Annotated in this window: 29 protein-coding genes and 2 pseudogenes; 13 read left to right on the top strand and 18 right to left on the bottom strand. The window is 53.4% G+C overall.

Going from position 1 to position 24,108, the window contains the following annotated elements:
- The first annotated feature begins 73 nt into the window (after positions 1 to 73).
- Entirely contained in the window at positions 74 to 694 is a 621-nt protein-coding gene (locus E2F51_RS21250; protein WP_134824487.1) for a LysE family translocator, read from the top strand.
- 242 nt (positions 695 to 936) lie between these two features.
- Positions 937 to 1,731 (top strand): PhzF family phenazine biosynthesis protein, encoded by a 795-nt coding sequence (locus E2F51_RS21245; protein WP_134824486.1) that lies wholly within the window; start codon positions 937 to 939, stop codon positions 1,729 to 1,731.
- A gap of 249 nt (positions 1,732 to 1,980) precedes the next feature.
- Here E2F51_RS21245 and E2F51_RS21240 read toward each other — a convergent pair whose 3' ends face one another.
- From E2F51_RS21240 to E2F51_RS21205, 8 genes are all read right to left on the bottom strand, one after another.
- Positions 1,981 to 2,199 carry a hypothetical protein gene (locus E2F51_RS21240; RefSeq protein WP_134824485.1) on the bottom strand — a complete coding sequence of 73 codons (219 nt, stop codon included), beginning with the start codon at positions 2,197 to 2,199 and terminating at the stop codon, positions 1,981 to 1,983.
- A gap of 195 nt (positions 2,200 to 2,394) precedes the next feature.
- Positions 2,395 to 3,375 (bottom strand): nitronate monooxygenase family protein, encoded by a 981-nt coding sequence (locus tag E2F51_RS21235; RefSeq protein ID WP_134824484.1) that lies wholly within the window; start codon positions 3,373 to 3,375, stop codon positions 2,395 to 2,397.
- A 218-nt stretch (positions 3,376 to 3,593) separates the two neighbouring features.
- Positions 3,594 to 4,469, bottom strand: a complete 876-nt coding sequence (locus tag E2F51_RS21230) for a DsbA family protein (protein ID WP_134824483.1) — start codon at positions 4,467 to 4,469, stop codon at positions 3,594 to 3,596.
- Entirely contained in the window at positions 4,466 to 4,834 is a 369-nt protein-coding gene (locus E2F51_RS21225) for a hypothetical protein (RefSeq protein ID WP_134824482.1), read from the bottom strand. The genes E2F51_RS21230 and E2F51_RS21225 overlap by 4 nt, the downstream gene beginning before the upstream one ends.
- A 4-nt stretch (positions 4,835 to 4,838) precedes the next feature.
- Complete coding sequence (locus E2F51_RS21220; RefSeq protein WP_134824481.1) at positions 4,839 to 5,711, bottom strand: alpha/beta fold hydrolase; 873 nt, start codon at positions 5,709 to 5,711, stop codon at positions 4,839 to 4,841.
- A gap of 86 nt (positions 5,712 to 5,797) precedes the next feature.
- A complete protein-coding gene (locus tag E2F51_RS21215; RefSeq protein ID WP_134824480.1) occupies positions 5,798 to 6,943 on the bottom strand; it encodes an NADH-dependent flavin oxidoreductase in 1,146 nt (381 codons plus the stop codon).
- A gap of 110 nt (positions 6,944 to 7,053) precedes the next feature.
- The gene (locus tag E2F51_RS21210) at positions 7,054 to 7,986 is read right to left on the bottom strand and encodes a nucleoside recognition domain-containing protein (protein ID WP_134824479.1); all 933 of its coding nucleotides are present in this window, start codon (positions 7,984 to 7,986) and stop codon (positions 7,054 to 7,056) included.
- A gap of 508 nt (positions 7,987 to 8,494) precedes the next feature.
- A complete protein-coding gene (locus tag E2F51_RS21205; RefSeq protein ID WP_134824478.1) occupies positions 8,495 to 9,403 on the bottom strand; it encodes a LysR family transcriptional regulator in 909 nt (302 codons plus the stop codon).
- A 331-nt stretch (positions 9,404 to 9,734) separates the two neighbouring features.
- On the opposite strand from E2F51_RS21205, the gene E2F51_RS21200 reads away from it, so the two are divergent.
- On the top strand, positions 9,735 to 10,652 hold the full coding sequence (locus E2F51_RS21200) for an MBL fold metallo-hydrolase (RefSeq protein ID WP_134824477.1): 918 nt from the start codon (positions 9,735 to 9,737) through the stop codon (positions 10,650 to 10,652).
- A 138-nt stretch (positions 10,653 to 10,790) separates the two neighbouring features.
- On the opposite strand, the gene E2F51_RS21195 is transcribed toward E2F51_RS21200, so the two are convergent.
- Complete coding sequence (locus E2F51_RS21195) at positions 10,791 to 11,681, bottom strand: LysR family transcriptional regulator (RefSeq protein WP_134824476.1); 891 nt, start codon at positions 11,679 to 11,681, stop codon at positions 10,791 to 10,793.
- A 73-nt stretch (positions 11,682 to 11,754) separates the two neighbouring features.
- Here E2F51_RS21195 and E2F51_RS21190 point away from each other — a divergent pair, with 73 nt between their 5' ends.
- From E2F51_RS21190 to E2F51_RS21170, 5 genes are read left to right on the top strand one after another with little or no spacing between them, the layout of a single operon-like run.
- Positions 11,755 to 12,459: an RraA family protein gene (locus tag E2F51_RS21190; RefSeq protein ID WP_209215458.1), complete on the top strand. Its 705-nt coding sequence runs from the start codon at positions 11,755 to 11,757 to the stop codon at positions 12,457 to 12,459.
- Positions 12,452 to 13,117 (top strand): RraA family protein, encoded by a 666-nt coding sequence (locus tag E2F51_RS21185; protein ID WP_134824475.1) that lies wholly within the window; start codon positions 12,452 to 12,454, stop codon positions 13,115 to 13,117. Before E2F51_RS21190 ends, E2F51_RS21185 begins: the two co-directional genes overlap by 8 nt.
- Positions 13,114 to 13,746, top strand: a complete 633-nt coding sequence (locus tag E2F51_RS21180; protein WP_055773695.1) for an RraA family protein — start codon at positions 13,114 to 13,116, stop codon at positions 13,744 to 13,746. The genes E2F51_RS21185 and E2F51_RS21180 overlap by 4 nt, the downstream gene beginning before the upstream one ends.
- Complete coding sequence (locus tag E2F51_RS21175) at positions 13,743 to 14,954, top strand: pyridoxal phosphate-dependent aminotransferase (protein ID WP_055773694.1); 1,212 nt, start codon at positions 13,743 to 13,745, stop codon at positions 14,952 to 14,954. Before E2F51_RS21180 ends, E2F51_RS21175 begins: the two co-directional genes overlap by 4 nt.
- A 52-nt stretch (positions 14,955 to 15,006) precedes the next feature.
- Complete coding sequence (locus E2F51_RS21170) at positions 15,007 to 15,834, top strand: alpha/beta fold hydrolase (protein WP_245174152.1); 828 nt, start codon at positions 15,007 to 15,009, stop codon at positions 15,832 to 15,834.
- A gap of 161 nt (positions 15,835 to 15,995) precedes the next feature.
- On the opposite strand, the pseudogene E2F51_RS24345 reads toward E2F51_RS21170, so the two are convergent.
- Positions 15,996 to 16,129, bottom strand: a pseudogene (locus E2F51_RS24345) (integrase); the annotation flags it as partial.
- Positions 16,130 to 16,320: 191 nt separating this feature from the next.
- Positions 16,321 to 16,539: pseudogene (locus tag E2F51_RS21160) on the bottom strand (LysR substrate-binding domain-containing protein); the annotation flags it as partial.
- On the opposite strand from E2F51_RS21160, the gene E2F51_RS24340 reads away from it, so the two are divergent.
- Positions 16,491 to 16,721, top strand: coding sequence for an SMP-30/gluconolactonase/LRE family protein (locus E2F51_RS24340; RefSeq protein WP_371732149.1), 231 nt, complete (start codon positions 16,491 to 16,493; stop codon positions 16,719 to 16,721). The pseudogene E2F51_RS21160 and the gene E2F51_RS24340 sit on opposite strands and share 49 nt — an antisense overlap.
- A gap of 161 nt (positions 16,722 to 16,882) precedes the next feature.
- Complete coding sequence (locus E2F51_RS21145) at positions 16,883 to 17,521, top strand: LysR substrate-binding domain-containing protein (RefSeq protein WP_245174150.1); 639 nt, start codon at positions 16,883 to 16,885, stop codon at positions 17,519 to 17,521.
- Between the two features lie 34 nt (positions 17,522 to 17,555).
- On the opposite strand, the gene E2F51_RS21140 is transcribed toward E2F51_RS21145, so the two are convergent.
- From E2F51_RS21140 to E2F51_RS21110, 7 genes are all read right to left on the bottom strand, one after another.
- A complete protein-coding gene (locus E2F51_RS21140) occupies positions 17,556 to 18,164 on the bottom strand; it encodes a flavin reductase family protein (RefSeq protein ID WP_134824474.1) in 609 nt (202 codons plus the stop codon).
- 20 nt (positions 18,165 to 18,184) lie between these two features.
- Entirely contained in the window at positions 18,185 to 18,625 is a 441-nt protein-coding gene (locus tag E2F51_RS21135) for an SRPBCC family protein (protein ID WP_134824473.1), read from the bottom strand.
- A 33-nt stretch (positions 18,626 to 18,658) separates the two neighbouring features.
- Positions 18,659 to 19,339 carry an NAD-dependent epimerase/dehydratase family protein gene (locus tag E2F51_RS21130; RefSeq protein WP_245174148.1) on the bottom strand — a complete coding sequence of 227 codons (681 nt, stop codon included), beginning with the start codon at positions 19,337 to 19,339 and terminating at the stop codon, positions 18,659 to 18,661.
- Position 19,340: 1 nt separating this feature from the next.
- Entirely contained in the window at positions 19,341 to 20,000 is a 660-nt protein-coding gene (locus tag E2F51_RS21125; protein ID WP_134824472.1) for an NAD(P)H-binding protein, read from the bottom strand.
- Positions 20,001 to 20,047: 47 nt separating this feature from the next.
- The gene (locus E2F51_RS21120; RefSeq protein ID WP_134824471.1) at positions 20,048 to 20,434 is read right to left on the bottom strand and encodes a nuclear transport factor 2 family protein; all 387 of its coding nucleotides are present in this window, start codon (positions 20,432 to 20,434) and stop codon (positions 20,048 to 20,050) included.
- 68 nt (positions 20,435 to 20,502) lie between these two features.
- Positions 20,503 to 20,886, bottom strand: a complete 384-nt coding sequence (locus tag E2F51_RS21115; protein WP_134824470.1) for a nuclear transport factor 2 family protein — start codon at positions 20,884 to 20,886, stop codon at positions 20,503 to 20,505.
- Position 20,887: 1 nt separating this feature from the next.
- Complete coding sequence (locus E2F51_RS21110) at positions 20,888 to 21,538, bottom strand: TVP38/TMEM64 family protein (protein WP_167738420.1); 651 nt, start codon at positions 21,536 to 21,538, stop codon at positions 20,888 to 20,890.
- A 34-nt stretch (positions 21,539 to 21,572) separates the two neighbouring features.
- Here E2F51_RS21110 and E2F51_RS21105 point away from each other — a divergent pair, with 34 nt between their 5' ends.
- From E2F51_RS21105 to E2F51_RS21095, 3 genes are all read left to right on the top strand, one after another.
- Positions 21,573 to 22,265, top strand: a complete 693-nt coding sequence (locus E2F51_RS21105; RefSeq protein ID WP_245174147.1) for a TetR/AcrR family transcriptional regulator — start codon at positions 21,573 to 21,575, stop codon at positions 22,263 to 22,265.
- A 64-nt stretch (positions 22,266 to 22,329) separates the two neighbouring features.
- Positions 22,330 to 22,911 (top strand): TetR/AcrR family transcriptional regulator, encoded by a 582-nt coding sequence (locus E2F51_RS21100; RefSeq protein WP_167738419.1) that lies wholly within the window; start codon positions 22,330 to 22,332, stop codon positions 22,909 to 22,911.
- Positions 22,912 to 22,966: 55 nt separating this feature from the next.
- Positions 22,967 to 24,070 carry an alkene reductase gene (locus tag E2F51_RS21095; RefSeq protein WP_134824468.1) on the top strand — a complete coding sequence of 368 codons (1,104 nt, stop codon included), beginning with the start codon at positions 22,967 to 22,969 and terminating at the stop codon, positions 24,068 to 24,070.
- Positions 24,071 to 24,108 lie beyond the last annotated feature (38 nt).

Genomic DNA, 24,108 nt, shown 5'->3' with positions numbered 1-24,108 from the left:
TCCGTATGTTGAAAGCAGATGACATGTTTACCCATCTTGGGTAAGAAATTTAAATGACCCTGGAGATATTGCTATGTCCATCATGGACGCGCTTCTGGCGTTTAGCTTTGCTGCTGTGCTGTTGACTTTAACACCGGGCCTGGACACAGCTCTGGTATTAAGAACTGCCACCGTAGAAGGAAGATCACAGGCCATTCGTGCTGCGCTTGGAATTAGTGTTGGCTGTTTGATATGGGGAGTGGCGGTAGCCTTCGGGCTGGGGGCGCTTATCGCTGTTTCAGAGCTTGCCTATGACATTCTGAAGTACTGCGGAGCGGCTTATTTGAGCTGGCTGGGCATAAATATGCTGGTTCACCCAAGAAAGCAGTTTGCCATGGCTGACTCTTCCGAAAAACCGTCTTCAAACTGGTTTTTGAAAGGCGTTCTCGGTAATGCCCTCAATCCCAAAGTTGGCATCTTTTATGTGTCTTTTCTGCCTCAGTTTATTCCACAGGGACACTCTCCCCTTATCTGGACTTTTGGGCTGGTAGGCATTCATATGGCAATTGGCCTTATCTGGTCCTTGACGCTGATTGGCGCAACGCGTCCCCTGGCATCTCTGCTGCGAAAAGAAAAGGTGATACGCTGGATGGATCGTACAACGGGTACGATTTTTTTGTTATTCGCAGCTCGTCTGGCATTCAGCAGGCGCTAAGTAACTAACATAAAATGGAGGCTTATATTTGCCTCCTTTTCTGTCAAAGGTAGTAGTTTTTTAACCTCTGCTGTTCTCTAAAAGGGCATCACGACCCGGAGCTGCGGTGCGCCAGGAGCGGCCGTGACGGGCTCTCAATCGAGGTGAACGGCTCAGAGAATTAACGGCATGTTGTCTTGAGCTGAAGGGTTACAGGATAACTCCGGTTCATACGGTTAAAACATAACGAGAGAGTGATTACGATGTTCCTTAAGATGTTTCAGGTTGACGCGTTTTCAGATCGGGTTTTTGGCGGTAATCCCGCTGCCGTTCTGGTGCTTGAGGAATGGCTGCCGGACAGCATGATGCAGTCCATTGCAGCAGAAAATAACCTGGCTGAGACGGCTTTCGTAAAGCGCGCCGGTGACGGCTGGGATCTGCGGTGGTTCACCCCGACAGTTGAAGTCGATTTCTGCGGTCACGCCACGCTTGCGACCGCCCATGTTCTGGTAACGGAATACGGCATACCGGGACCCCTCTCATTTACAGCCCGCGTCGGGCAGCTGAAGGTTGAGGTGAAAGAGGACGGCTATCTGCTCGATTTGCCATGCATACCTCCCGAGGAAATGGCCCATCTTCCGGAAATAATCAGCCCGGTGTTCAGCGGTCAGGCTCAATACTGGTTCCGTAATTTTGAAAACATCTTTGTGGTGCTGAGCGGGGAAGACGCGGTCAGGGCCTGTCAGCCGGATTTGCACGTGCTTGCCGGGCTGGGGCCGACAGGCGTGGTCGTAACCGGTCAGGGATCGGGAAGTCAGTACGATTTTGTCTCGCGCTACTTTGCCCCGGGCGCCGGCATTCCGGAAGATCCGGTGACGGGCTCAATACATGCCACTCTTGTGCCTTACTGGGCAGCAAAACTGGGTAAAAAACGACTGTCTGCCTGGCAGGCATCTCTCAGAGGTGGACACCTGATTTGTGAGCTGAAAGAAGACAGGGTTGTTATTGAAGGTAAGGCGACCACTTTCATGAAAGCAGAGATTTACGTACCTGACTGATCAATGAAAGCTGACTTCTCAAGACACAAATGGAGTTAATCTTTTTACAGGTATACCTGAGATCGCTGGTTGGCTCTTTTCCATTTTTTGCACACCGGCTTTGTTCACCGCTATATCAATGAGCGGGCAAAATGTCCGCTTTTCGCTCACAGCGGACTTTTAGCCGGCTAAAATGTCCGTTCCGTGCCAAGAGCGATGATGGACTAGTGAAAACCCCATTTTAATGAGGAGCGTGTATCTGACAGATTCCTATTCGATACGTTTCACATCAGGATGACGCTCTGTTACTGACTCATGAAAAATATCGCCCAGCCAGCCCGGTATTTCGGTTTCTGTCATATCGTCCGGAATAGCAATGTCGTAAAGCCGGGAGAATTTTCGTTCCGTCAGGTCTGCTCGGAATACCAGCCAGCGACCACCTTCACGCTTGACCCCAATATGTCGTCCAAAAACGTTGTATATTAACACCCTGGTACCCCTTTTAAGAATTGTGCAACTTGGATGGTATGCTCAACTTATGATGATTAGTTCATCAATAGATGCACAATGTCTACACTTCGCTCACAGCGGACCTTGTTTGACATTTTGTGAGTGGCTTAGTGCGAGAAGCGGGCATTGTTAACCTGGTTACCGGAACGTTATCTTTGGCGGCTGATACTGCCCTCAGGCAATAGTCAGCTCGTTCACGACCTCAGCGACGCTTTTGATGCGGCGGATGTTTCCGATCCCCGTGCCAAGCGCGATATAGCCTTCATCTGTATTGCCTTCGAGCATGCCGATACGCAGACCCCGTAAACCGCCCATTGCATTACCCAGCTCTTCATTGCTTGCGCCAGCTTTATCCATCGACACGAGCTTTTCGGCCAGCTTACCCGGGAGTGAGCGGTAGTAATCAGGCAGGGTACGGAAAAGCAGCAAATCCAGGCCGTTGGCCTCAATGATTTTATCTTTCACCGACTGTGGCACGCGGCTTTCTTCCGTGCCAATAAACACCGATCCGGCAAATACACCTTCTGCGCCCAGCGCATGGGCTGCACGGGCGGTGCGGTTGTCGGTAATACCGCCTGCAGCCATCACAGGAATGTTCTTCACGGCATCAGCAATCAATGGCACGATCGAAAAGGTCCCCAGCGCGGTTCCGGGTAATGTGCCACCCTCGTCAAAACCGGTTGCAACGATAATTTCTGCACCGGCTTCTTCCGCGAGACGGGTGTTTTCAGGCGTCGGATTAATATCGCGGTAGATGATTGAAATGCCTGCCTCTTTTAAGTCTCTGAAGAGGTCCGGAATGACGGCACCTTCGCCGTAACCGGTATAAACTACGGCCCTGACGCCTTCTTCCTTGACTACCTGCAGGATAGGCGGCGTCCAGATATCATTCCCCGGAGTTGGGATAAGGTTTACCCCGAATGGTTTTTCCGTCAGCCGTTTAGTTTTACGGATTTCTTCACGCATCTTTTCGGCTGTTTCTTCCGGTGTTGAAACAGCGGTTTCCGCCGTTAAGCCCGCGTTTGGACCGAGTACGCCCAGGCCACCAGCGTTACTTACGGCGGCAACCAGTCGTGCATCGGTGAGCCACGATAATGGCCCCTGAATAACGGGCTTTTCGATGCCCAGAATTTGGCAGATACGGTTGTTTTTCATGACGCGATCTCCTTCAGAAACGTTGTTCAGCCTGCCGGTTTCGGCGGCTGTGATAGGTAAATTGCTCTGGAGAAGATCCTATGCTTCATTATTGTTACGAAAAAGGACCTGATCTTTAAAACAGAATTACTAAGCTAGTAATAATAATGAGGATTTTAATGATCGTGCGCATTGCCCACATCACTGAAAATAGTAAAGAGGCTGAATGCTCTGGTGGCTTATTGATGCTTCTGAATAAACCACCCGTGGTAAACCTCTTTGATAAAAATCTCGTCTGCATCCAACAAGGGTTGGATCAACGCCTTAACCGCAGAGATGTCCCGCAGGGAAAACGCTTCTTTAATTTCAACCGGCGAGATTAACGGATGCCGGTTAATTAATTGCCGGACGCTATCTGTTGATATTTCCGGCTGCATTTCAGAGAGTTCCCCGTCGGTCAACTTTATGATCATGGAACGAAATTGTTCGTACCCAATCACGCCGTTAACCAGCGCTCGTTTATCTTCATATTCCAAAAGATAAGCAGGCAGCCCTCTCACACCCAGCGACTGCCGCAGGCTGAAGTCATCAGTCAGTGACGCCTGTGCGCTGCCGCCTTCATAGTGCTTAAGGAATTCGTTGACGCTGATGCCGGTGTCAGCCACTACCGCCAGTATTTCTTCCGGACGCGTTGTCGGCCTGCATTCAACCAGGGTGGCAAAGCGCAGGTTATATAAAAAGCGGTCGGCTTTATTGCGATCCGCTAACTGAGCCGCCTTGTAGGCCAGATTGAGCGGGATAGACGAGGTGTATTCCGTCGTAAAGAGCTGCAAATCCGTCATGTTTACAGGCATGCCGGTAATGCTTTCTTCGCTTTTGTATATCTCTGCCAGCTTCAGCCTGTATTTTTCAAGGGCATATTGCTTGCTCACCTTCAGGTCTTCAGGATCGACAAAATCATAGACGTTGCGTACCAGCCCTGACATGACGTACCTGAACTGAATCTGCTCCTGAAAATGCGTTTCCAGTTTACGGAAAAAAGGCTCACTTTCGTATGACAAGCCCATCATGGGGTCCGTAAAAGTGATGAGGGTCAGCTTTTTTTTCGGGTTCATTCAGCACCATTCCGCTTGTCATCAAAGGTCCGGTCCGCCACGCTCCAGGCCGGTATATCTTCATAATTGATAAAGATCCGGGCAGGGTCTATGTCCAGAACGCGATGGAAAAGCTGGCTGATGGCCGCACTCAGTTGCCCGTAACCACGGTGGCAGCGATTGCTGAAGACCGCCACGGTGATATAGGCCATAGGCAGAGAGTTCTCACCGTTAAGATAAAGATGATATGAGTCTTCAAACCCCAGCATCAGTGACGCTTCCGATTTACCTGGCACAAGCGAAATAGCCTGGCCCAGCCCGGCCTTCAGCGCGGTTTCCTGTTCATCTGAAAGCGGGATGTTCACGCGCGATATAATAAATGGCATCGTTTTATCCCCTTACTGTGGTTTCAGTACGCCAGCCGCTGACAAGTTTAAGGATGGCAGCCGCCAGTTCACTTTCTTTCTGCTGGTAGGTATGCCCCGTGCGCTCAATAAAAATCAGCGCATTCTCAGCGGCAGTCGGCATATGGTCATTGATATTGCTGAGAAAGCCGCACGGATCGCCGTAGGTGAAGCGATCGTAGGTACCAATAATCAGGGCACCGCTGTGCCTTATCCTTTCCACCTGCGAGAAATTGCTGTCCACTTCAACGTGTACGTTGTTCAGCGTATCGGCGTACAGCCACTGCCAGGCGGTATCCGCTACGCAGGGAAGCCAGCCAATAAAGTCGAATGGCAGCAGCGCCTGACCGCGCCCACTCTCTCTGAACTGCGCGATGAGGTTCTTTTCTTTTTCTGATACTTGGCTGGTCAGATGCCGGATGTTCGCCGGACTGAGAAGAATAAACTTGCTTACCCTCGGATCAGCATGCTTAGACAGGTAGTAGATGACCTTGTTAGCGCCAAGAGAATGACCGGCAAGAATAATATTTCTGTACCCCGCCTGAGCCGCGTAATCGATATAAGCGCCGACGTCATCATCAGACTTCGTAAAATCTTCATTCCAGGAACCGATGACTTCGGTCTTTCCGGTTTTTGCGTTGACGATTTCCATCTGCCCGAAAGCATCACGCGTCTGGGCATAAATAAAATCAATACCGGCGGCGCTCAGCGTATCCCCGATGGTGTAATAAAACGGGTTCGAATAGAAATTGCCGTGAACGCCTGTAATGGCAATGACGACGGTGTCGGTTTCAGGCGCCGGAAAAATTACGCCGTTCAGAACCGTTCCGCTTTTAGTGGTGACATCGAGTTTTTTCATGAGTTTCATGTCTCTGAAAGCCCGTTATCCGACACGGCAAAACGGATTTGTCGTGCGCGGATCTTTAAGCTTTGTTTATTCAACTATCAGTAATGGTTCGTCTTGTACCGCACGCCCCTCTGCTTTAAAGGCGGGTAGAAATCCGTTCCGGCCATCGTGCCCTGCAGCATAGCGGGGGTGTAGCGGTAATAGTCAGCCTTGTCCCAGTCAAAGGACGTTTCAATTTCTGACTCGCGGCCTGCCTGGATAAGCTCTACCAGGTTTGGATTCAGCATCACGCTCTTACCGATGGCGACGGACTCTGCCCAGCCGGTCTTATACGCTTCCAGCATGTCATCTGCGGTATACAAGTTACCCGCACCAAAGAACGGCACCCGGCCATTAATGTGGTCGTGAACGATCTGCATACGCGTCAGGTTGCTGTCAGCGCCACGGCGGGCTTTTTTATAAAAATCCCACAGGGAGATGTGCAGATACTGGAGCGGGCGCGTCAGCAACGCATCAACCAGTGCCAGCGTTTCTTTCATGGTAATGCCGTCTTCACCCGGTTCTTCGGGTGAGAAGCGATATCCGATAATAAAGTCGGGGCGATTATGCTTACGGCGAACTGCATCAATCGCATCAACGATCCCAAGCGAAAAGTTAAACCGTTTCTCCAGCGTTCCGCCCCAGTGGTCATCACGCAGGTTGCTGGCCGCTGAGACGAACTGCTGGATAAGCCAGCCGTTTGCACCGTGAATTTCGACGCCATCAAAGCCAGCACGCATCACCAGTTCAGCGGCGTTGGCAAAACAGGCGATCATTTCGCGCACTTCGGCATCTGACATGGTGCGGAAGTGACCGTATAAATCACCGGTGGGGGCAATAACGTCGTAGCCTTTGGTCATTGCTCTGTCGGCGCGATAGCCTGAGTGCGCAAGCTGCACAACGGCTTTTGCGCCCTGTTCGTGCGCGATCTCAGCGTATTCAATCAGCGTCGGCATATCCGCCTCGGTGATGGCCTGCGGAGATTCAAATCCGACCGCGCTGGGATGAACGTTGGTAAAAGGCATGATGAACAGGCCAAAGCCTTCAAACCGGTCTTGCCAGAAGCGACGTCCGGTCTCCGTCATCTCGCCTTCTGGCCCTGAGTCATAAATCGTTAGCGGCGCGACAGTCAGGCGGTTTTTAATTTCAACGCCGTTGTTCAGCGTGTAGGACTCAAAAAGTGGTGCATATTTAGGGTTCATCATGGCTAACTCCTTAATCAGTACAAAGATGTAAATCTCTTCACGCCCACCTGCCGTCAGTGCGTTTAATCAGGTCAGCGTGTGTTGAATAAATGGCGTAGTCACCGGGCTAATCAGTAAATAACCGCGTGTAATATCCCTCTCAGCACAATGCCGATCAGGGCTCCCGGAATGGCAAAGCGGGCCACGCGAGCCACGCGGAAACCGGCACCCAGCATGATCCCCACGCCCGGCAGGTCAAAGGTCTGCAACAGCCAGCCGGCTGACGCATTCAGGGTTTCCACGCTCATGTGGCCGTTCTTAAGCAATTCACTGGTCACGCCCAGATAGGCCGTACCCCCGGCCAGACACTTGACCAGCGCCGGCATAATCAGCACGGTCGGAATGTTCAGCGCATGCATCACCGGCGACAGCGCCTGCTCAAGCAGCGAAATTGCTCCCGCTGATTTGAGAATACCCACCACGGTCAGTGACAAAATCAGCATCGGAACCGCACCCAGCGCCAGCCGGATGGACTCTCCTCCTGCGCCGTTGATGATGCTGAGCAAACCGGCTTTTTGCGGCGAGTGCACCTGTGCATCTTCTGCGGAAATCACCTCTTTCGAAGCAAGACGGCGGCCAGACATGTACCAGGTTGTCGCACCGGCGGCCAGGCCACCCACAATGGACAGCAGGACCGTTGTCAGCCAGTGCAGCCCCAGCGGCGCCAGCGGATAAAGTGCGTTGGCTTGCCCCATGGCAAACAACATAGCGAGCGTGGCGGCCAGATGGCGATCCGAGACGCCTTTCTTTTCCATCATGGCAAGCGTCGCAACGGGCGCGGCGAAGCTCACAAAGTTAAGCTGTATCAGGGCAAACAGGCTTAGCCCGGTGAGGCCGAACGGCTTCAGTAATGGCGCCGTTACGTTAACGATCTTTGCCAGAACCCCCACTGATTCGAGGTACTTCATCATTACCATCATCACGACCATGACGGGTATCAGGGTATAAAGCGCAATATCCACGGACGAACGTCCGGCGGACATGATTATTTCGATTATGTTCACAGCAATATTCCAGACCTGTGCAGGTGTTATTTATGTTATGCAGAACACGGGTATCACCCGTTAACGACGCCGTGACCGGGCATGCTTTATTACGGTTGCGGATAATGAGCGCCGTTTATTCTGGTTGATGAAAATGTCAGAGTTGCCTTACTTAAAAAACAGTCAGAGCAGGTTACCGGCAGTCATTTTATTTCCGATCTGTACCGGCATAGCCTTACGGATTTTTATTTATCCCGTACCTGTTAAATAAAGGTTTGTTTCATTTCCTGTCGGGATAAATTAAATCAGTTGTATCAGGTGGGATAAACAGCCCTTTCTTTACTTCACCGTTTCATAATCAGTAACAATGCAGAAAAACGTATTTAGCTTTGCGGGTTATGCTGAAACTGGAAACGCAGGGGAGGGGGCAGAGGCAGGCAGGAGCCGAGTCCTGTCCGCCACCCGTCAACCCTGCATGTCTGCGCGGGGGAATTCCACAGAAAGGGATTTTATGCAAAAAAGAGATGTGTCAGAGCTGCGCATCCGGGCCAAAGACTTCGTACAGCCAGTCGATGAACACACGAACCTTGGGGGCCAGATAGCGGCGATCCGGATAAAGCAGTGAGACCGGTTTTGGCGGGGGCGGGAAATCTGTGAGGATTTCTGTCAGCTCGCCGCTCGCAATAAAGGGGGCCAGAGACGGACGCAATCCGTGCAGAACGCCGAGACCCGCCAGCCCGCAGGAAAGAAACGCTTCTGAATTGTCCACCAGAATGCTGGAAGGCATTTTTATTGACGTGACAGTGCCGTCAACGGTGAACTTCCACTCCATTATCTGCAGACTGTGGTTACTGAAAAAGTTCACAGCGCGGTGGGATTTCATCAGTTCATCGATAGTGTGTGGCGTGCCGTACTTCGCCAGATAAGACGGCGCAGCACAGGTCACCATGCCTGCCGTTCCCAGACGTCGGGCAATGAAACTGGAGTCATCAAGCTCACCAAGACGGATGACGCAGTCCACGCGCTCGGCAATCAAATCAATCTTGCGATCCGACGTACCAAGAATAATCTCGATATCCGGATAACGGTTCTGAAAATCGCCAAGAGCCGGGATGATGACCGCCCGGGCGAGCGTGATGGGGACGTCAAGACGCAGGCGTCCTTTCGGAGGTTGCGTGCTTGAAAATAATCGTCGGACATCATCCAGTTCGCTCAAAAGTGACAGACAGCGCTGGTAAAACTCTTCCCCTTCATCCGTCATGCTGACCTGCCGTGTGGTGCGATGCAGGAGCTTAACGCCCAGATCATGTTCCAGATTCTGCACGGCGCGGGTAACAGCAGGGCGGTGCAATTCAAGCGCCTCTGCCGCGCGGGTAAAGCTCCCTTGCTCTACCACATTGACGTAAATATCCATGGCTTCCAGCATATTCAGCTGCATCTGTTCTCAGTCCTCACCCATTATTTGTGCCGAAGGGGAAGAAACCCCCGTCACGGTATGGCTCCCCTTATAACATTCCTTTCTGCCGGAAAATATCCCTTTCTGACCCGATTGTTTCATCTGGAGTAACACACTGCTATCAATCTGTGGCTTTTTCCGGTCGGCCCCGGGCTCTATTCTTACCGCACTTATTATTACCAGTAATTCACAAATAACTTTGTGAAAGAAAATATTAATAACCCGGCAGTCCATATATACAGGCCGGCGGAGGCTTTCGCCCTGAATAAATGCGCTGCGAAAATCTTATAAATATTTATTATCGAGGTAAGACATGTCATCTGTAAAATCGCTCCCAATTCTTCGCAACCAGGCTCCAGGCTTTTTCCGTTATGCTTTAGGTAATCTGGTGGTGACCGCCTTGTATGACGGGTACGTTACTCTGGACCCGATGTCGCTGTCCGGGATCACTGATGAAGAGCGTAAATCCGATCTGGCCAGACAGTTGCTGCCAACCAGCGGTGCGCTGGATACCTCAGTGAACGCCTTCTTCGTCCATAACAGTGATCGCCTTATCCTTATTGATGCAGGTTCAGCCCACTTTGCGGGGCCGAGCATGGGGCGCTTACTGGACAACATCGCCGCTGCCGGTTATAAGCCTGAAGACGTAGACACCATTCTGCTGACGCATATGCACCCTGACCATATCGGTGGCATCACCAATGATAAAGGCGAAGCGCTGTTCCCGAATGCCACCGTCTGGGCGCACAAAGATGACGCTGACTTCTGGCTGGATAACGGCCTCGCAGCCACGCTCGCAGAAGATCAGCGTCCGTTCTTTACCATTGCTCAGGATGCGGCAGCACCCTATATCGCAAGCGATCGATTCAAAACCTTCGTACCAAGCGACGACCTCATTCCGGGGCTGGTCAGCATCGTTGAAGCGCCCGGTCACACACCGGGTCACACCGCCTTTATGGTGACCTCTGCCGGCGAGAAAATGCTGTTCTGGGGGGATATTTCTCACCTGCCATCCATTCAGCTGCCACACCCGGGTGCCACCATTGAACTGGACGTATATCCGGAAATGGCGATTGCTTCACGTGAGCGCGTGTTGGCTGCGTCAGCAGAGGAAGGTTACGTCATTGGTGCCGCTCACCTGCCGTTCCCGGGCATCGGTCGCGTACGCAAAGATGACACTGCCGGTTATGCATGGGTATCAGTTGAGTACACTGCGCTGCCAGCAATCTGAGGTTGCGGAAGAGAAATCGATAGCTATTACCCAGTTTATCGTACTGCCCCGTGGGCGGCCCAACATGAAGTGGGCCGTCCACATGATATCGGGCAGCTTCAGTGTAAGCGGAGGTTATCAATGTATAAGAAGTCATCTTTAACCGGCTCTGACGAGTTCAATGAATTTTTCGGTTAACGCATTCTTCCTGACAGATGACCAGGCGACTGCGGTTGTGATGACTTCGATACTTTTTTCCAGCGGGAGAGTAATGACATTTGCGGGGGACAAGCGTTCAAGCGATGCCGGCACCAGAGCAATACCCTGTTCACAGCTGACAAATGCAATCTGAGAAGCAACGGAGCGGACCTCATGTATGATGCGGGGTGAGAATCCTTCTGCCCGGCATGCTGCTGTAATGCAGTCAAAATATACCGGACTCAGGTGACGTGAAAACATCACCCATTCCTCACTCATCAGTGAGCGGAGGCCAATCCGGCTCTGACCCGCAAGCCAGTGATTATGCGGTAAAGCAACGACAAGCTCATCGCTCGATACTGGCATCGATTCTATTCCTTGCCCCATATCTCCCGTCAGACGAGCGAACGCCAGATCGATTTCACCTGAAGAAAGTGCCGGGATAGCCTCTGCGCTGTCGATCTCTTTCACAGAGATGATGACTTCCGGCATCAGCACTTTCATCCGTTTGATATACGTCGGCAGGACGTCAAGCATTGAGGTGCTGATAGCCCCGATGGTCAGTATCCCGGTGTGCCCTGCCACGGCTTCGTTGATTGCCAGCTCCAGCCTTTCGGCCTGTTCAGCAAACTTTTTTACTGCGGGCAGAATAGCCTGCCCCACAGGAGTCAGCTGAACGTTCCTTTTGCTGCGGTCAAAGAGCTGTACCTTCAGGGACTGTTCCAGTACCTGAATCTGCTGCGTAAGCGGCGGCTGTGTCATTCCCAGCCTTCTGGCTGCGCGCCCAAAATGTTTCTCTTCTGCCACGGCCAGAAAAAGCCACATGTGCCGGATGATACGGAAATTAATCATTGCGCCTCGATATGTTTTTAATATCAAAACCATTCGTAATAAGGATTTTTAATATCGGAATATACAACCGATAGTGTCTGAAATTCAATCCATACCGGACAGCGTTATGACAACTGATTTGGCATTAGCGAGACTGGCAGAGCTGGACACTAACACGGTGTCAGATGCTCTGGATTTTCTTGAAATCGAAGGAGCGACCTGGGGAATTGTTCCACTCTGGAACTGCCCGAAAATAACCGGGCGAGCCAGCACCATCCAGTTGGGCCCGAAATCCGACACAAAACCCACCGTTCACCTTATTTCTCCCGTGATTGATGCGGTCAGTAGCCATAACCGTATTCTGGTTATCGCAGGAGGAAGGGAGGGCATTTCCTGCTGGGGGGACATTCTTGCGAACGCGGCCAAAGGTCGCGGGATACGCGGCTCAGTCATTGACGGCCTGAGTCGTGATATTGAGGGCAGTGAATCCATCGGTTACCCGGTCTATGGCCGTGGCGTGACGATGATCAGTGCACGTAACCGGGTGATTCAGCTCTCTTCCGGACAGCCCGTCAGGTTTGCAGGCATTGAGGTTCATGAAGATGACTATGTCATTGCCGACCGCTGCGGCACCGTTTTTATAGCGGCTAACCGTATTCAGGAAGTCCTGGAACTGGCTGAAAAAATCGCCCAGCGCCAGAACGGTATGGTTCAGGCTGTCCGCCGCGGACGCTCAGTCGCTGAGGTCATGCATGACAGTGCCTTCGACGCTATCAATACGGGAAATAAAAATGGCTGATGAAGATTTCTCTGTTACCGAACTGTTCCGTGGGCTGGATACGGCAGGGGTGTCTGATGCGCTTGATAAGCTTGGCCTGCCCGGTCAGTGCTATGACGTTATGCCGCTGGATAATTACAAAACCACTACGGTAGGGCTGGCCTATACCGTTCGGTATGAACCTTCCGGTCATCCGCCCGGAACGGTGGGCGACTTTATCGATGATGTTCCTGCGGGCTATTTCGTTGTTATCGATAACAATGGTCGCACTGACTGCACGGTCTGGGGCGACATCATGACCCAGGTTGCCGGGATGAAAGGGATTGCGGGCACGGTTATTGATGGCGTGTGCCGTGACGTGCACAAGGCTCTTGGTGATGGTTACCCGATGTTTACCAAAGGCCGTTTTATGCGAACCGGTAAAGACAGAGTACAGGTCAGTTCAGTAAATCAGCCAGTCTCCATCGGGGATGTGCGTGTCGAACCCGGAGACATTGTGGTGGCCGATGCCAGCGGAGTGGTTATTGTCCCGCGCGCAAAAGCTGAAGACGTTGCCAGAGTTGCTCATGACATTGAGAAAACGGAATCGCGGATACGGCAAACGCTGGCAGAAGGAAAGTCACTTCGTCAGGCGCGTGAAGAACTGGGCTATCACCTTCTGCAGAGGAAATTATCATGACGACAATAATAGATGAACAGCAGGCTCTCCAGGCGCTGGCGCTCGGCAGCGCAACGCTTTACGAGGCATCAGGACTGGACTGTGCGGTGGATCCGTTGATTCGTAATATCTGGCGTGGAATGACGCTGGCGGCACCGGCCTACCCCGTTGCCTGTTCACCCGGCGATAATCTTGCGCTGCATGTCGCGCTTGAAAAGGCTCCGCGTGGAAGCGTGCTGGTGGTGACAACGGATAACCATATCGCAGGATATTGGGGGGAAGTGCTGACGGTAGCAGCCAAAGCGGCGGGTATCAAAGGCCTGATAATTGACGGTGGCGTCCGGGATATTGCGGCTGTTCAGAAGCACGACTTCCCGGTTTTCTCGCGTGGGGTGTCAGTACGCGGCACAATCAAAAGTAGTTACAAGTCAGTGGGCCAGCCTGTGCGTTTTACTGGCATTCCTGTTGCGGCGGGTGACTTTATCGTGGCAGATGATGACGGCATCGTCATCATTCCGGCTGCTGAAACAGCTCGGGTGCTCCGGGACGGCGCGGCGCGGGAGGAAAAGGAGCGGCACATGATGGAGAAACTCTCATCGGGCAGCACGACCGTCGAGCTGATGGGGCTGACTCAGTGGAGAATACAATGACCGGGATAAAGCCACTGAATCGTTATCTTGAGAGTGTAAAGCCTTCCGCCACTTACAGGATCATGGATAAGGTCGCAGAGCTTAAAGCGCAGGGGAAACAAATCATCTCGCTCAGCGCCGGTGAACCCGACTTTCCTACACCAAAACACATCTGTGCGGCAGCGATGATTGCCATACAGGATGGGCATACCAAATACACTCAGGTAGCCGGATTGCGGACGCTGCGTGAAGCGGTTGCGCGAAAGTTTATGACGGATAATGGCCTTGACGTCTGCTGGCTGGATACCCTCGTGGGTAGCGGAGGTAAGCAGATAATCTTTAACGCGCTTGCCGCTACCCTAAATGACGGGGATGAGGTGATTATCCCGGCCCCGTACTGGGTGAGTTATCCGGAAATGGTCCAGCTCTGCGGGGGAGCGCCGGTAACCCTGGCATGTGACAGCAGTACGGGGTTCAAACTGACGCCTGAAATTCTTGAAGGTGCAATAACATGCCGGACACGCTGGGTCATTCTCAACTCACCCTCAAATCCGACCGGTGCGGTATACAGCAAAAGTGAATTGCAGGCACTGGGGCAGGTGCTGCTGCGATACCCGCATGTGCTTATTCTGTCTGATGATATTTATGAACATCTGGTTTTTGACGGCGTGGAGTTTGCCACGATCGCGAGTGCGGTGCCGGAGCTGCAGTCCCGCACGCTGACCATGAACGGTGTATCGAAGGCCTGGTCAATGACCGGCTGGCGCATAGGATTTTGCGCGGGTCCGCGGTGGCTTATCTCGGCAATGGAAAAACTGCAGGGGCAGCAGACGTCCGGGGCGAGTTCCATTTCACAGTATGCGGCTTTGGCAGCACTGAACGGCCCACGGGATTTTCTGGAAACATCCCGTGAAGCCTTCACTACCAGAAGAAATATCATGGTCGATATGCTTAACAGCGCGTCGGGAATTCATTGTGAAACACCTCAGGGAGCATTTTACGCTTTTGCGCATTGCGGCGGACTCATTGGAAAAACCTCGGAAGGTGGCACGCGTCTCAGTTCAGACGAAGATGTTGCGACGGCGCTGCTTGAAGAGAAGGGGGTTGCAGTCGTTCACGGCAGCGCTTTTGGACTGGGGCCTTATATTCGCATTGCTTACGCCACCGATGACGCCACGCTGAAGCTGGCTTGTCAGCACATTATTGATTTTTGTAACGCAACACGCTGACAGGCTGGTCAGCCTCGCATTTCGCGCCATCAGTTTTATAAGGATTATGTACATGAACAGCGAGTTTCAGAGCCAGACTTATGGCCTGACGATTAACCATGTAGAAATGAACGTTGCCGCTATTCACCGTCCGGGGCAGGGTGAACCTGTACTGTTTTTACACGGTTTTGGTTCCACCAAAGAAGATTATGCGGATATTGTTCGCTATGCGGAATTTAACGGACAGCCATTCCTGGCCTTTGACGCGCCAGGATGCGGTGAAACGCAGAGTAGTGATTTGAGCGCCATCTCCATACCTTTTCTTGTTCAAACCGCGCTTGCGATGGCTGACCTGCTGGGTTTTGAACGCTTTCATCTGGTCGGGCATTCAATGGGCGGGCTTACTGCCTTGATGCTGGCGCATACCCACCCGGAACGCGTGCTGAGCTTTGTAGATATCGAGGGCAATATTGCCCCCGAAGACTGTTTCCTGAGTCGTCAGGTCATTGATTATCCGGAGGGCAGCGATGAGCAATTTTTTGATGAATTCATTGTGCGAACTCTGCATGTCCCGGCCTGGGCCAGTGCATTATATTCGGCTAGCCTTCGTTATAAAGTACGTGCCGGTGCAGTAAGATACATTTTTAAATCGATGGTTGATTACTCCGACCACGGGGAACTGATGGCTAAATTTCTGAATCTACCTTGTCCAAAAATGTTCATGTACGGCGAACAGAATGCAACCCTGTCCTACCTTGATTATATTCAGCAGCGAGGCGTGAAGCTGGCTGAAATTCCTGAGTGCGGGCATTTTCCTATGTATTCCAATCCTGTTGCCATGTGGCGTCATATAAGCGGATTTCAGAAGTCGGCATTATCTGCACGGGTATCTCACCAGTAATCACTTTTATCGACACTGCGAGTTTTATACAAACAGAAAAAACGGCGGTGATTATGACCCTTCCGTTTAATAGGCCGTATATTCCTTACGTCTGGTATTGGCGCCATAAGTGCTTTGAATAGTGAAGGTGTCAGGGTGATTCCGGAAACCCTGATGCGCCTTTTATGCCAGCTCACTGCAATGTGCTCAAAGGATTTTCCCTGAGAGTGGGTAATGCGTTCTGCACCAATAGCTTACGGATGTCATCACGTTGCTGTTGGGTGCCAGTCTGAGAAACATCGGGATAAGCGCCTAAGGCACCGGGCATGAAAAGCAAAAAGCCCACTTAGTTTCCTAAGCGGGCTTCTCTAATTTGGTTCCACTGACTGGGATCGCCTTTGCCAGTGGCTGGCTAATAATAAGCTAAACCTGAATTTCATTTCTGTTAAAACCACCAAAATGACCACCAATTGACGCTGATGAGCGAATCAGGGGGCTGGGATGTAGTTACTTTTTGTTGGAATGGGGGACATGCTGCTGCATCAATTCAACGATCCAATCTATAAAAACTCGCAGTTTGGCATTGACATGGCGGTTCGGCGGAAATGCCAGGTACAGGGGCATTGGATTAATACGCCAATGTTCAAATAGCGGAATCAAGGAGCCACAAGCCTGATGTGCTGCCGCCATATAGACTGGCAGCGCAATCACGCCTATCCCCGGAAGGAGAAATCGAGCGTTGGCTTAATCTCCCCGTGCAGCGACCCACGAGCTGTGCCTTTGCAGATGATGATCGTTATCTGTATGTCACCACCGCGCGACTTGGGTTATCGGAAACGCTTTTAGAGAAGATGCCGTATTCAGGGGCTTTGCTGAGGATCGACTATAAGCGTGCACTGGAAGTTTGAGCGTTTTTGCAGACCGCTTTGTGCCAGAAGCGGACCAAAGAATATGTGTTAATTGTTGATAACCGAATAAGGTTCTTATCGCTACTTTCTCTCTATCTGCCTTTGAGGGCAGCGGCAGTTTGAATACCTTAACTACCTAACGATCTAAAACCACACTTAACATGCGTGGCACCTCTGCCATAAGCAGTGAGGGCTCTCACAAAAATCGCTTCCTATATCCGGATGCGCTGACGACGTTCTGCAGACAGAGTGCCGGCTGCCGCATACGCATTATACCGGGCCTGTCGATGGACCTGATTAACCTTGTTGACGCAGGCGAAATTGATATGGCCGCAGTGCTGAAGCCCCCTTTTGCACTGACGGCGGGGCTGCAGTGGAGCACGCTGGCTCATGAACCTTTCCATCTTATCGTGCCAAAAGGTGTTGCCGGTGACGATATTGCCACGTTGCTGAGCGCCCAGCCCTTCATCCGCTACGATCGTTCGTCCTTTGGCGGGCGCCTGGTTGACCGGTTTCTTCGTGAAATGGGCCTTTCGGTCAACGAAATCTGTGAGTTGGACGAGCTCGAGGCCATCCTCAAGCTCGTCAGTAACGGCATGGGCGTTGCCCTGTTGCCCCGGACCGCCACCTGGCGGCGCTGGTCGGCGTCCGTCAGGGCAATTGGCCTCGGAGATAACGTATTTTACCGGGATGTGGGGCTTATTCACCGCCCGCTTGAAAGCCTTGACGAGGACGTCCGGCGGATTTCTGAGCAGATTATCCTGCTGGCAAGCCGGCAAACTCCTCCGGCCACAGCCTGAACCTCATACTGACGTGATGACGCACACATGAGGTTCAGCCCTGCGGCGCACCTGGCGTCAGCTGCGGCGCATCGTGCACCTCTACAGCCTCTCCGGTAGTGTAAAAGTGTCCGCCCGCAATGTAGTGCAGGCTTCGCCAGTCTGCGGCTCCCCTTTCAAACTGCCAGTGGCCGTCCTTAAAAGCGCGACTGTCCGCCCAGGCCCCTTTGATCTCGCCGATGAATAAATCATAGGTCTGCTGGTTATGCTCTTCAGGAATGAGTTCGCAATACAGCCACGCCGCACATCCTGAAACCCCCGGCACATCCGCGCCGGGCAGCGCAAACAGCGATACGCCAGACTGCGTGAGCTTATCCGCTTCGCAGGCCAGCGAATGCGAGCCGAGGAAATGCACGAGTGATGCCTGGGCTGCCACCGGCACCTGAATCACAAACGAACGACTTTTTTCAATCAGCTCTCGTGTGTATGCGGTTTTGTCCAGCACGACGGTCAGCCGTGCCGGATCGTAATCCAGCGCGCAGACCCATGATGCCGCCATGACGTTGTCCGTTCCGTTATAGCGCGCTGAGACCAGCGTCGCCGGCCCGTGATTTATCAGCCTGTAGGCCTTTGCCGGCTCGACAGGCACGATGTGTTCATTCATTTCCAGACTCCGTTGAGCTGCTACTGGTTTTCAAGATAGGCAGAGAGGCTGAGGTGGCCTGATTTTATCAGCGCCAGCACGCTCGCTTCCATTGCCTGCACATCGCTGCGGGATCGGGACTCAAAAACTGCCTGCCATACGATGACCGTTTCGTCGCGATCGCTCAGTGGAATAAGGCTGACCGTAGCCACATAGTCATCAACGGCCAGCGGCGCTTCAATAAAGCGATACGAGAAGGCCCGCTTACCTGCATCCAGCATGAGGAGCTCTTCGCGCAGGACGTCGCCGTTTTCAAGTACCAGCCGGCGCCGGCAGCCCGGGCGCCCGTCGGGCTGATTATCTTCGATTTCGCTGCTGCAGATAGCAGGATGCCAGTCGCTGATGCGACCGAACTGGCTGAGCGTCTGCCATACGTGATCCGCAGGGGCGTTAACCATGGCATTAAAGTTCACTTCTGACATTACGGTTCCTTCTTATCATTCATCTTCAGAAAATTATCCTGCAGAATTTATTTTACCTGCAGAAACAATGTGAATGCCCGCCCTGGGTGGAGTCACCGCTCTGAGGAGATGGCGGGCTATGTCTTCAGCCGGGCTGAGCTGCCAGCTGCGTGGCAGAACCGGCGATAAGAGCCTGAGCACCTGCTTCAGCGCCGTTTCACCCGGGCGGGATTCAGCCCGATCGCCGGCAATAACGCCGGGACGGACCAGCGTCAGTGAGGTAAAACCTTCGTGCCTCAGCGCCTGTTCAAGCTCCCCCTTCACCCGGTTATAAAAGAATCTTGAGCGGGCATTTGCGCCGGTCGCCGAGGTCAGCGCGAACGCAGAGGCGCCGCCATTACGCGCCAGCCGGGCAAACCTCAGAGGATAGTCATAATCAACCCGCCGGAATGCCTCCCGGCTGCCGACTCTGGCAATTGTGGTGCCGAGCGCACAGATAACCGCGTCAACGCGCCACTCCAGAGCGTCAGCGTCGGGGGCATCAAAGTCGATCAGGGGATTAATAAGCCGGGTAGGGCCTGAGGCGCACCATGTGATAGGTTTTCGCGTCGGCGCAATGACGGTACCGATGTGCGGGCTGGACATCGCCTGCTGCAGGACATGACTGCCCACGAGCCCCGTTGCGCCGAGCAGCAGCAGCCGCATATCCGGATCTGAATCAGCGGACCTGCCCATCTCAGCATTCCTCCATCTGCTGAACCGCCTTTCGTACCGGCACCTCACCGTCGGTCAGCTCAATGATGACGCGGCTGACGCGGGGCTGAGCGATAATTTCAGCCAGCGTGGCCGCCACGTTATCCCGGGTGACCTCCCCGTAAGGTATGGCCAGCCCGGCGCGGACATATCCTGAACCTTTGTCATCCAGCAACAAGCCGGGACGCAGAATGACCCAGTCCAGCGAGCTTGCAGCCAGCACGACTTCTGCCTGCTTTTTCACCTGGATATAGTTTTCAAACGACGCCGAGGTGGATTCATTTCTTGAGGCCTCCGGAAAGGCCGAAACCAGCAGGAAGCGCGAAATGCCGGCCGGCGCCGCTGCCTCTGCGGCCGTCTTAAGCCCTTCTCCGTCAATGGCGTTCGTCATTTCCGGGCCACCTTTGCCGCCGGCACCGGCCGAGAAGACCACCACATCGCAGCCTTTCATCGTGGTCGCCAGGGCGGCGGCATCCAGCTCCGTCAGGCTCCCGCTGACGGGCTTTGCTCCCTGCAGACGAATCAACTGCGCCTGCTCCGGCTGACGGTGCAGCGCATGAACAGCGTGCCCTTTCTCCGTAAGAACTCTGGCCAGGCGCCGGCCCACCTTGCCTGCGCCGCCGATAATAAACACCGTACTCATGGATAACTCCTTTGCGTGACCTGTTTTGTGCTAAAAACTGCCGCCAGTCAGCCCGTAAACTGGTGATAGACTTTCGCAATCACCTGCCAGCGACCGTCGATGCGGATGAGGGTCAGGTAGTCGTTATAGTCGGCGCCGATAGCATCCTTTTCCATGTCCACGCGCACCACCGCCGTGGTCGGGGTGATGGCCAGCACATCCAGATGCGTTTCAATATCTGGCGCACTGCCGTTTTCACGGACGAATTTATACAGGTTGTCGACAGACCCTCCCAGCAGCTCACCGTCAGTAAAACCGTACATGACGGCGTCCTTGTGAAACGCTTCTGCCACCGTTTCGGCGCAGCCTTTTTTCAGGCCGTCAACGTAGCGACGCGCCGTATCAAGAACGGCTTCATAGGCAGAAACAGGGACGGTTTTGATATTCTGGCTCATGTTTTTCCTCACTGGGTTTCGCCGCGTCTGGCGGTCAGACGCGACGGATGAAGGGGGAATGGCTGATGTCAGGAAGCGGCGTGGGTATGGTAAATTTTGCTCACTACGGTCCAGCGCCCGTTGACCTTCAGCAGGTTGAAAAAGTCCGTGAAGCGAAAGCCCGAAATATCATCGGTATCGACGCGCGCGCTTGCCGCGGTGCCTACGATATCAACGTGCACGATGGCGGCCTTCGCTTCCGGGGATGGGCGGAAAGCGGTATCGATGGTGTCGAAAAGTCCCTGAATAGGACCGCCGGTGAGGTTTGCATCACCGTCAACGCCAAAGATGGTGGCCTGCTCGCTGAACGCGGGCTTCATTATTTCGCTTTTGGCCTGCTTTCCACCTTCGTTGTACTGGCTTAGCACTTCCACGATGGCGCTGTATTCCTGAACATAAGTTACGTCTGTCATTTCATCTGTCTCCGGTTTTGTTGTGGCGGGTATCCGCAGGGATGCCCGTAATTCGCTTGAAAATCTTGTTTATGACGAACAGCAGCATCAGTCCCGCCGCAACGGCGGCCATGCCGGTCAGCACATCAGCGCGCTGTAAAACGTCTCTGACGCTGAAACTGCCGTGCAGAAGCACCTGTAAGTCAGAAATAACGCTTCCGGCAGCGGCATAAACATACGTGCCGGGGATCAGTCCAGCCACCGTCGCTGTCGCATATTTTCTGAACGATACGCCGCTGATCCCCAGCGCATAGTTCAGCGGCGCGAAGGGCAGAATGGAGCTCAGACGCAGCAGCAGGATCAGCAGCAGGGCATTGTTCTGCGACAGTGAAAGCAGACTGTTCAGGTAGCGGTGGCGGCTGGCGGCGCGCGACGCTGCCGGAAATAACTGGCTTTTGCTGATGCAGAAAGCGATCAGTGCGGAGGTGGTACCCGCTAGCAGAGCCAGCGCAGTTCCGCCCGCCGCGCCAAACAGCCACCCTGAAAGCGCTGTCAGCAGGGAAGCCGGGAAGAACATCAGCGTCACGGCGACAAAAATAACGAAGTACAGCACTACCCCCGCCGCGCCGGCGGACTGCAGATAGTGGCTTAGGGAGAACGCAAGATCTGACATGTGCCTCATGTATTTATGTAGTAATCACTATGTAATGTTATTATTGTATAGTGATCGCTATGTAATGTGTCAAGAGAATGATTTTATGCCCGACGTGAAGACGAAAGATTCACAAGTCAGCAGTGAAAAGCCCAAAGGGCGGCCGCGCAGCTTTGATCGCGACAGGGCCCTGATCAGGGCGCTGGATATCTTCTGGCGTAAAGGCTTTGAGCCCGCCTCGGTTGCTGAGCTCTGCGCTGCGATGGAAATTAATCCGCCGAGCCTGTACTCCGCCTTCGGTAATAAGGCGAAACTTTTCATGGAGGCCGTGAGCTATTACGAAAGGGTCTACTGGAAATCAACCTGGGAGCGGCTTGAAGAAGAACCCGATATTACCCGGGCGATTGATAACTTCTTCAGCGAAGCGGCAGACATTCTGCTTTCCCCTTCTGCACCCTGCGGTTGCATGGTGGTGCTTGCGGCCATCAATGTCTCCCAGGAGTCCGCTGACGTCGTCGAAGCGGTAAGCGTGCTAAGGCAGGAAGGAAAAGATCTGTTTGAAAAGCGTCTGCGCAGGGCTGTCACGGAGAAGCAGCTGCCGTCTGATACCACTACCGCCGCACTGGCTACCGTTCTGAATACGCTTCTGGAGGGCATGTCTATCGAGGCCAAAGACGGGGCCACGCCGGAAAGCCTGAGCGCAACCGGTCAGTTTGCGTCTCGATTGCTGCCACGTGAAAAATTCTGATCGCACAAAATGCAACCCGAGAAACTAGACGACCGGTCAGTTTTATCGTTATGCTACCCGGACTATGAAAAAACAAGCGGCTAACGTGCGTCAGCACATCATTGATGTTGCCCGGACGCTTATTACACATAAAGGCTACAGCGCCGTCGGCCTGGCTGAGATTGTCAAAGCCGCTGGCGTGCCTAAAGGATCGTTCTATTACTACTTCCAGTCCAAGGAAGAGTTCGCTGAAGCCCTGCTGGAAAATTACTTCACCCACTATCTTATTCAGGTTGAAGAGCAGCTGCGCGGCAGCGAACCGGCCAGAGAGCGCCTGCTGCGCTACTTTGCATTCTGGAAGGTCACGCAGGGTGCCGACCTGCCTGAAAGCAAGTGCCTGGTCGTTAAGCTCGGGGCAGAAGTCTGCGATCAGTACGACAGCATGCGAAGCGTTCTGGCAAGCGGAACCCGTGAAATTATCCTTCGGATCACGTCGTGCATACATCAGGGGCAGAGTGATGGCTCACTGCCGTCCAAAGTGGACGCAGAGGCCCTTGCTGAAGAGCTTTACCAGCTCTGGCTGGGCGCGTCCCTGATGGCAAAAATTCACACGCCTGATCAGGCGTTTGATAAAGCAATGAGTGCAACAAAGCGGCTGCTCGCGTAGCCGCGTTTTTTTCTACCAAATTACTAGTCGACCGGTCAGCTATTTAGGAGTAACCATGACTGATAACAGTACCCGTACAGATCTCTTTTCCCCCGTGGCAATGGGAAGCCTTCAGCTTGCCAACCGTATCGTTATGGCGCCTGTTACCCGCAGCCGTTACGGCGAAGATGGCGTACCTGATGAGCTACATGCAACCTACTACGCCCAACGTGCCAGCGCCGGCCTGATTATTTCTGAAGCCACGAATATCTCAGCTCAGGGCCGTGGATATGCGGCTACGCCGGGGATCTGGAGCGAAGATCAGGTTGCCGGCTGGAAAAAAGTCACCGCTGCCGTTCACGCAGAAGGCGGGAAAATCGTCTGTCAGCTCTGGCACGTGGGCCGTTTTTCAAGCGTTGAACTGCAGCCTAACGGCGAACGTCCTGTCGCTCCCTCTGCAATCAAGGCCGAAGGCCAGACCTATACCGTCAATGGCTTCGTACCGGTATCGACGCCACGCGCGCTCGAAACCGACGAGATCCCGGGCATTATTGAGCAGTATAAGCGTGCCGCAGAAAACGCCCTGCGCGCAGGTTTTGACGGCGTGGAAGTGCACTCTGCAAACAGCTATCTGCTCGATCAGTTCCTGCGCGACTCAACCAATCATCGTACCGACGCCTACGGCGGCTCTATAGAAAACCGCGCGCGCCTGACGCTGGAAGTCACTGAAGCGATCGTCAACATCTGGGGCAATGACCGCGTAGGCATCCGCCTGTCACCGGTAACTCCTGACGCAGGCAACACGCCGCCGGACAGCAACGTGATGGCGATGTATGGCTATCTCATCCAGCAACTTAACCGTTTTAATCTGGCATACCTGCACTTCGTTGAGGGTGCCACTGCAACGTCGCGTGACGTGCCTGCCGACGGGGATATGGATGCGCTGAGCGCGCAGTTCAGCGGTCCGTTCATTGGTAACAACAACTATGACCTCGAAATGGCGATCAGCCGCCGTAATGCAGGGATCATTGATGCCGTTGCCTTTGGCCGCCTGTTTATTTCCAACCCGGATCTGGTTAAGCGTCTGCGTTATGGCGCCGAGCTGACCATCGCGCCTAAGGAAGCCTACTACGGCGGCGGCGCGAAAGGTTACACCGACTGGCCGGAAGCGAATTACTGATAAATACAACCGGCGGGATCTTCCCGCCGCCTGTACCT

Origin of the sequence: Erwinia sp. QL-Z3 (assembly GCF_004551645.1) — a bacterium.
Classification (GTDB): domain Bacteria; phylum Pseudomonadota; class Gammaproteobacteria; order Enterobacterales; family Enterobacteriaceae; genus Erwinia; species Erwinia billingiae.
Note: the sequence above shows the minus strand (reverse complement) of the source record. Positions and strands in the feature narration are given on the sequence as shown.

Coding starts and splice junctions, on each gene's coding strand:
- E2F51_RS21135 (WP_134824473.1), bottom strand. CDS start 18,625: ATGTCAGAAGTGAACTTTAATGCCATGGTTAACGCCCCTGCGGATCAC.
- E2F51_RS21245 (WP_134824486.1), top strand. CDS start 937: ATGTTCCTTAAGATGTTTCAGGTTGACGCGTTTTCAGATCGGGTTTTT.
- E2F51_RS21175 (WP_055773694.1), top strand. CDS start 13,743: ATGACCGGGATAAAGCCACTGAATCGTTATCTTGAGAGTGTAAAGCCT.
- E2F51_RS21235 (WP_134824484.1), bottom strand. CDS start 3,375: ATGAAAAACAACCGTATCTGCCAAATTCTGGGCATCGAAAAGCCCGTT.
- E2F51_RS21170 (WP_245174152.1), top strand. CDS start 15,007: ATGAACAGCGAGTTTCAGAGCCAGACTTATGGCCTGACGATTAACCAT.
- E2F51_RS21250 (WP_134824487.1), top strand. CDS start 74: ATGTCCATCATGGACGCGCTTCTGGCGTTTAGCTTTGCTGCTGTGCTG.
- E2F51_RS21185 (WP_134824475.1), top strand. CDS start 12,452: ATGGCTGATGAAGATTTCTCTGTTACCGAACTGTTCCGTGGGCTGGAT.
- E2F51_RS21205 (WP_134824478.1), bottom strand. CDS start 9,403: ATGCAGCTGAATATGCTGGAAGCCATGGATATTTACGTCAATGTGGTA.
- E2F51_RS21230 (WP_134824483.1), bottom strand. CDS start 4,469: ATGAACCCGAAAAAAAAGCTGACCCTCATCACTTTTACGGACCCCATG.
- E2F51_RS21200 (WP_134824477.1), top strand. CDS start 9,735: ATGTCATCTGTAAAATCGCTCCCAATTCTTCGCAACCAGGCTCCAGGC.
- E2F51_RS21145 (WP_245174150.1), top strand. CDS start 16,883: ATGCGTGGCACCTCTGCCATAAGCAGTGAGGGCTCTCACAAAAATCGC.
- E2F51_RS21140 (WP_134824474.1), bottom strand. CDS start 18,164: ATGAATGAACACATCGTGCCTGTCGAGCCGGCAAAGGCCTACAGGCTG.
- E2F51_RS21225 (WP_134824482.1), bottom strand. CDS start 4,834: ATGCCATTTATTATATCGCGCGTGAACATCCCGCTTTCAGATGAACAG.
- E2F51_RS21105 (WP_245174147.1), top strand. CDS start 21,573: ATGTTATTATTGTATAGTGATCGCTATGTAATGTGTCAAGAGAATGAT.
- E2F51_RS21220 (WP_134824481.1), bottom strand. CDS start 5,711: ATGAAAAAACTCGATGTCACCACTAAAAGCGGAACGGTTCTGAACGGC.
- E2F51_RS21125 (WP_134824472.1), bottom strand. CDS start 20,000: ATGAGTACGGTGTTTATTATCGGCGGCGCAGGCAAGGTGGGCCGGCGC.
- E2F51_RS21120 (WP_134824471.1), bottom strand. CDS start 20,434: ATGAGCCAGAATATCAAAACCGTCCCTGTTTCTGCCTATGAAGCCGTT.
- E2F51_RS21110 (WP_167738420.1), bottom strand. CDS start 21,538: ATGTCAGATCTTGCGTTCTCCCTAAGCCACTATCTGCAGTCCGCCGGC.
- E2F51_RS21115 (WP_134824470.1), bottom strand. CDS start 20,886: ATGACAGACGTAACTTATGTTCAGGAATACAGCGCCATCGTGGAAGTG.
- E2F51_RS21130 (WP_245174148.1), bottom strand. CDS start 19,339: ATGGGCAGGTCCGCTGATTCAGATCCGGATATGCGGCTGCTGCTGCTC.
- E2F51_RS21195 (WP_134824476.1), bottom strand. CDS start 11,681: ATGATTAATTTCCGTATCATCCGGCACATGTGGCTTTTTCTGGCCGTG.
- E2F51_RS21095 (WP_134824468.1), top strand. CDS start 22,967: ATGACTGATAACAGTACCCGTACAGATCTCTTTTCCCCCGTGGCAATG.
- E2F51_RS21180 (WP_055773695.1), top strand. CDS start 13,114: ATGACGACAATAATAGATGAACAGCAGGCTCTCCAGGCGCTGGCGCTC.
- E2F51_RS21100 (WP_167738419.1), top strand. CDS start 22,330: ATGAAAAAACAAGCGGCTAACGTGCGTCAGCACATCATTGATGTTGCC.
- E2F51_RS21215 (WP_134824480.1), bottom strand. CDS start 6,943: ATGATGAACCCTAAATATGCACCACTTTTTGAGTCCTACACGCTGAAC.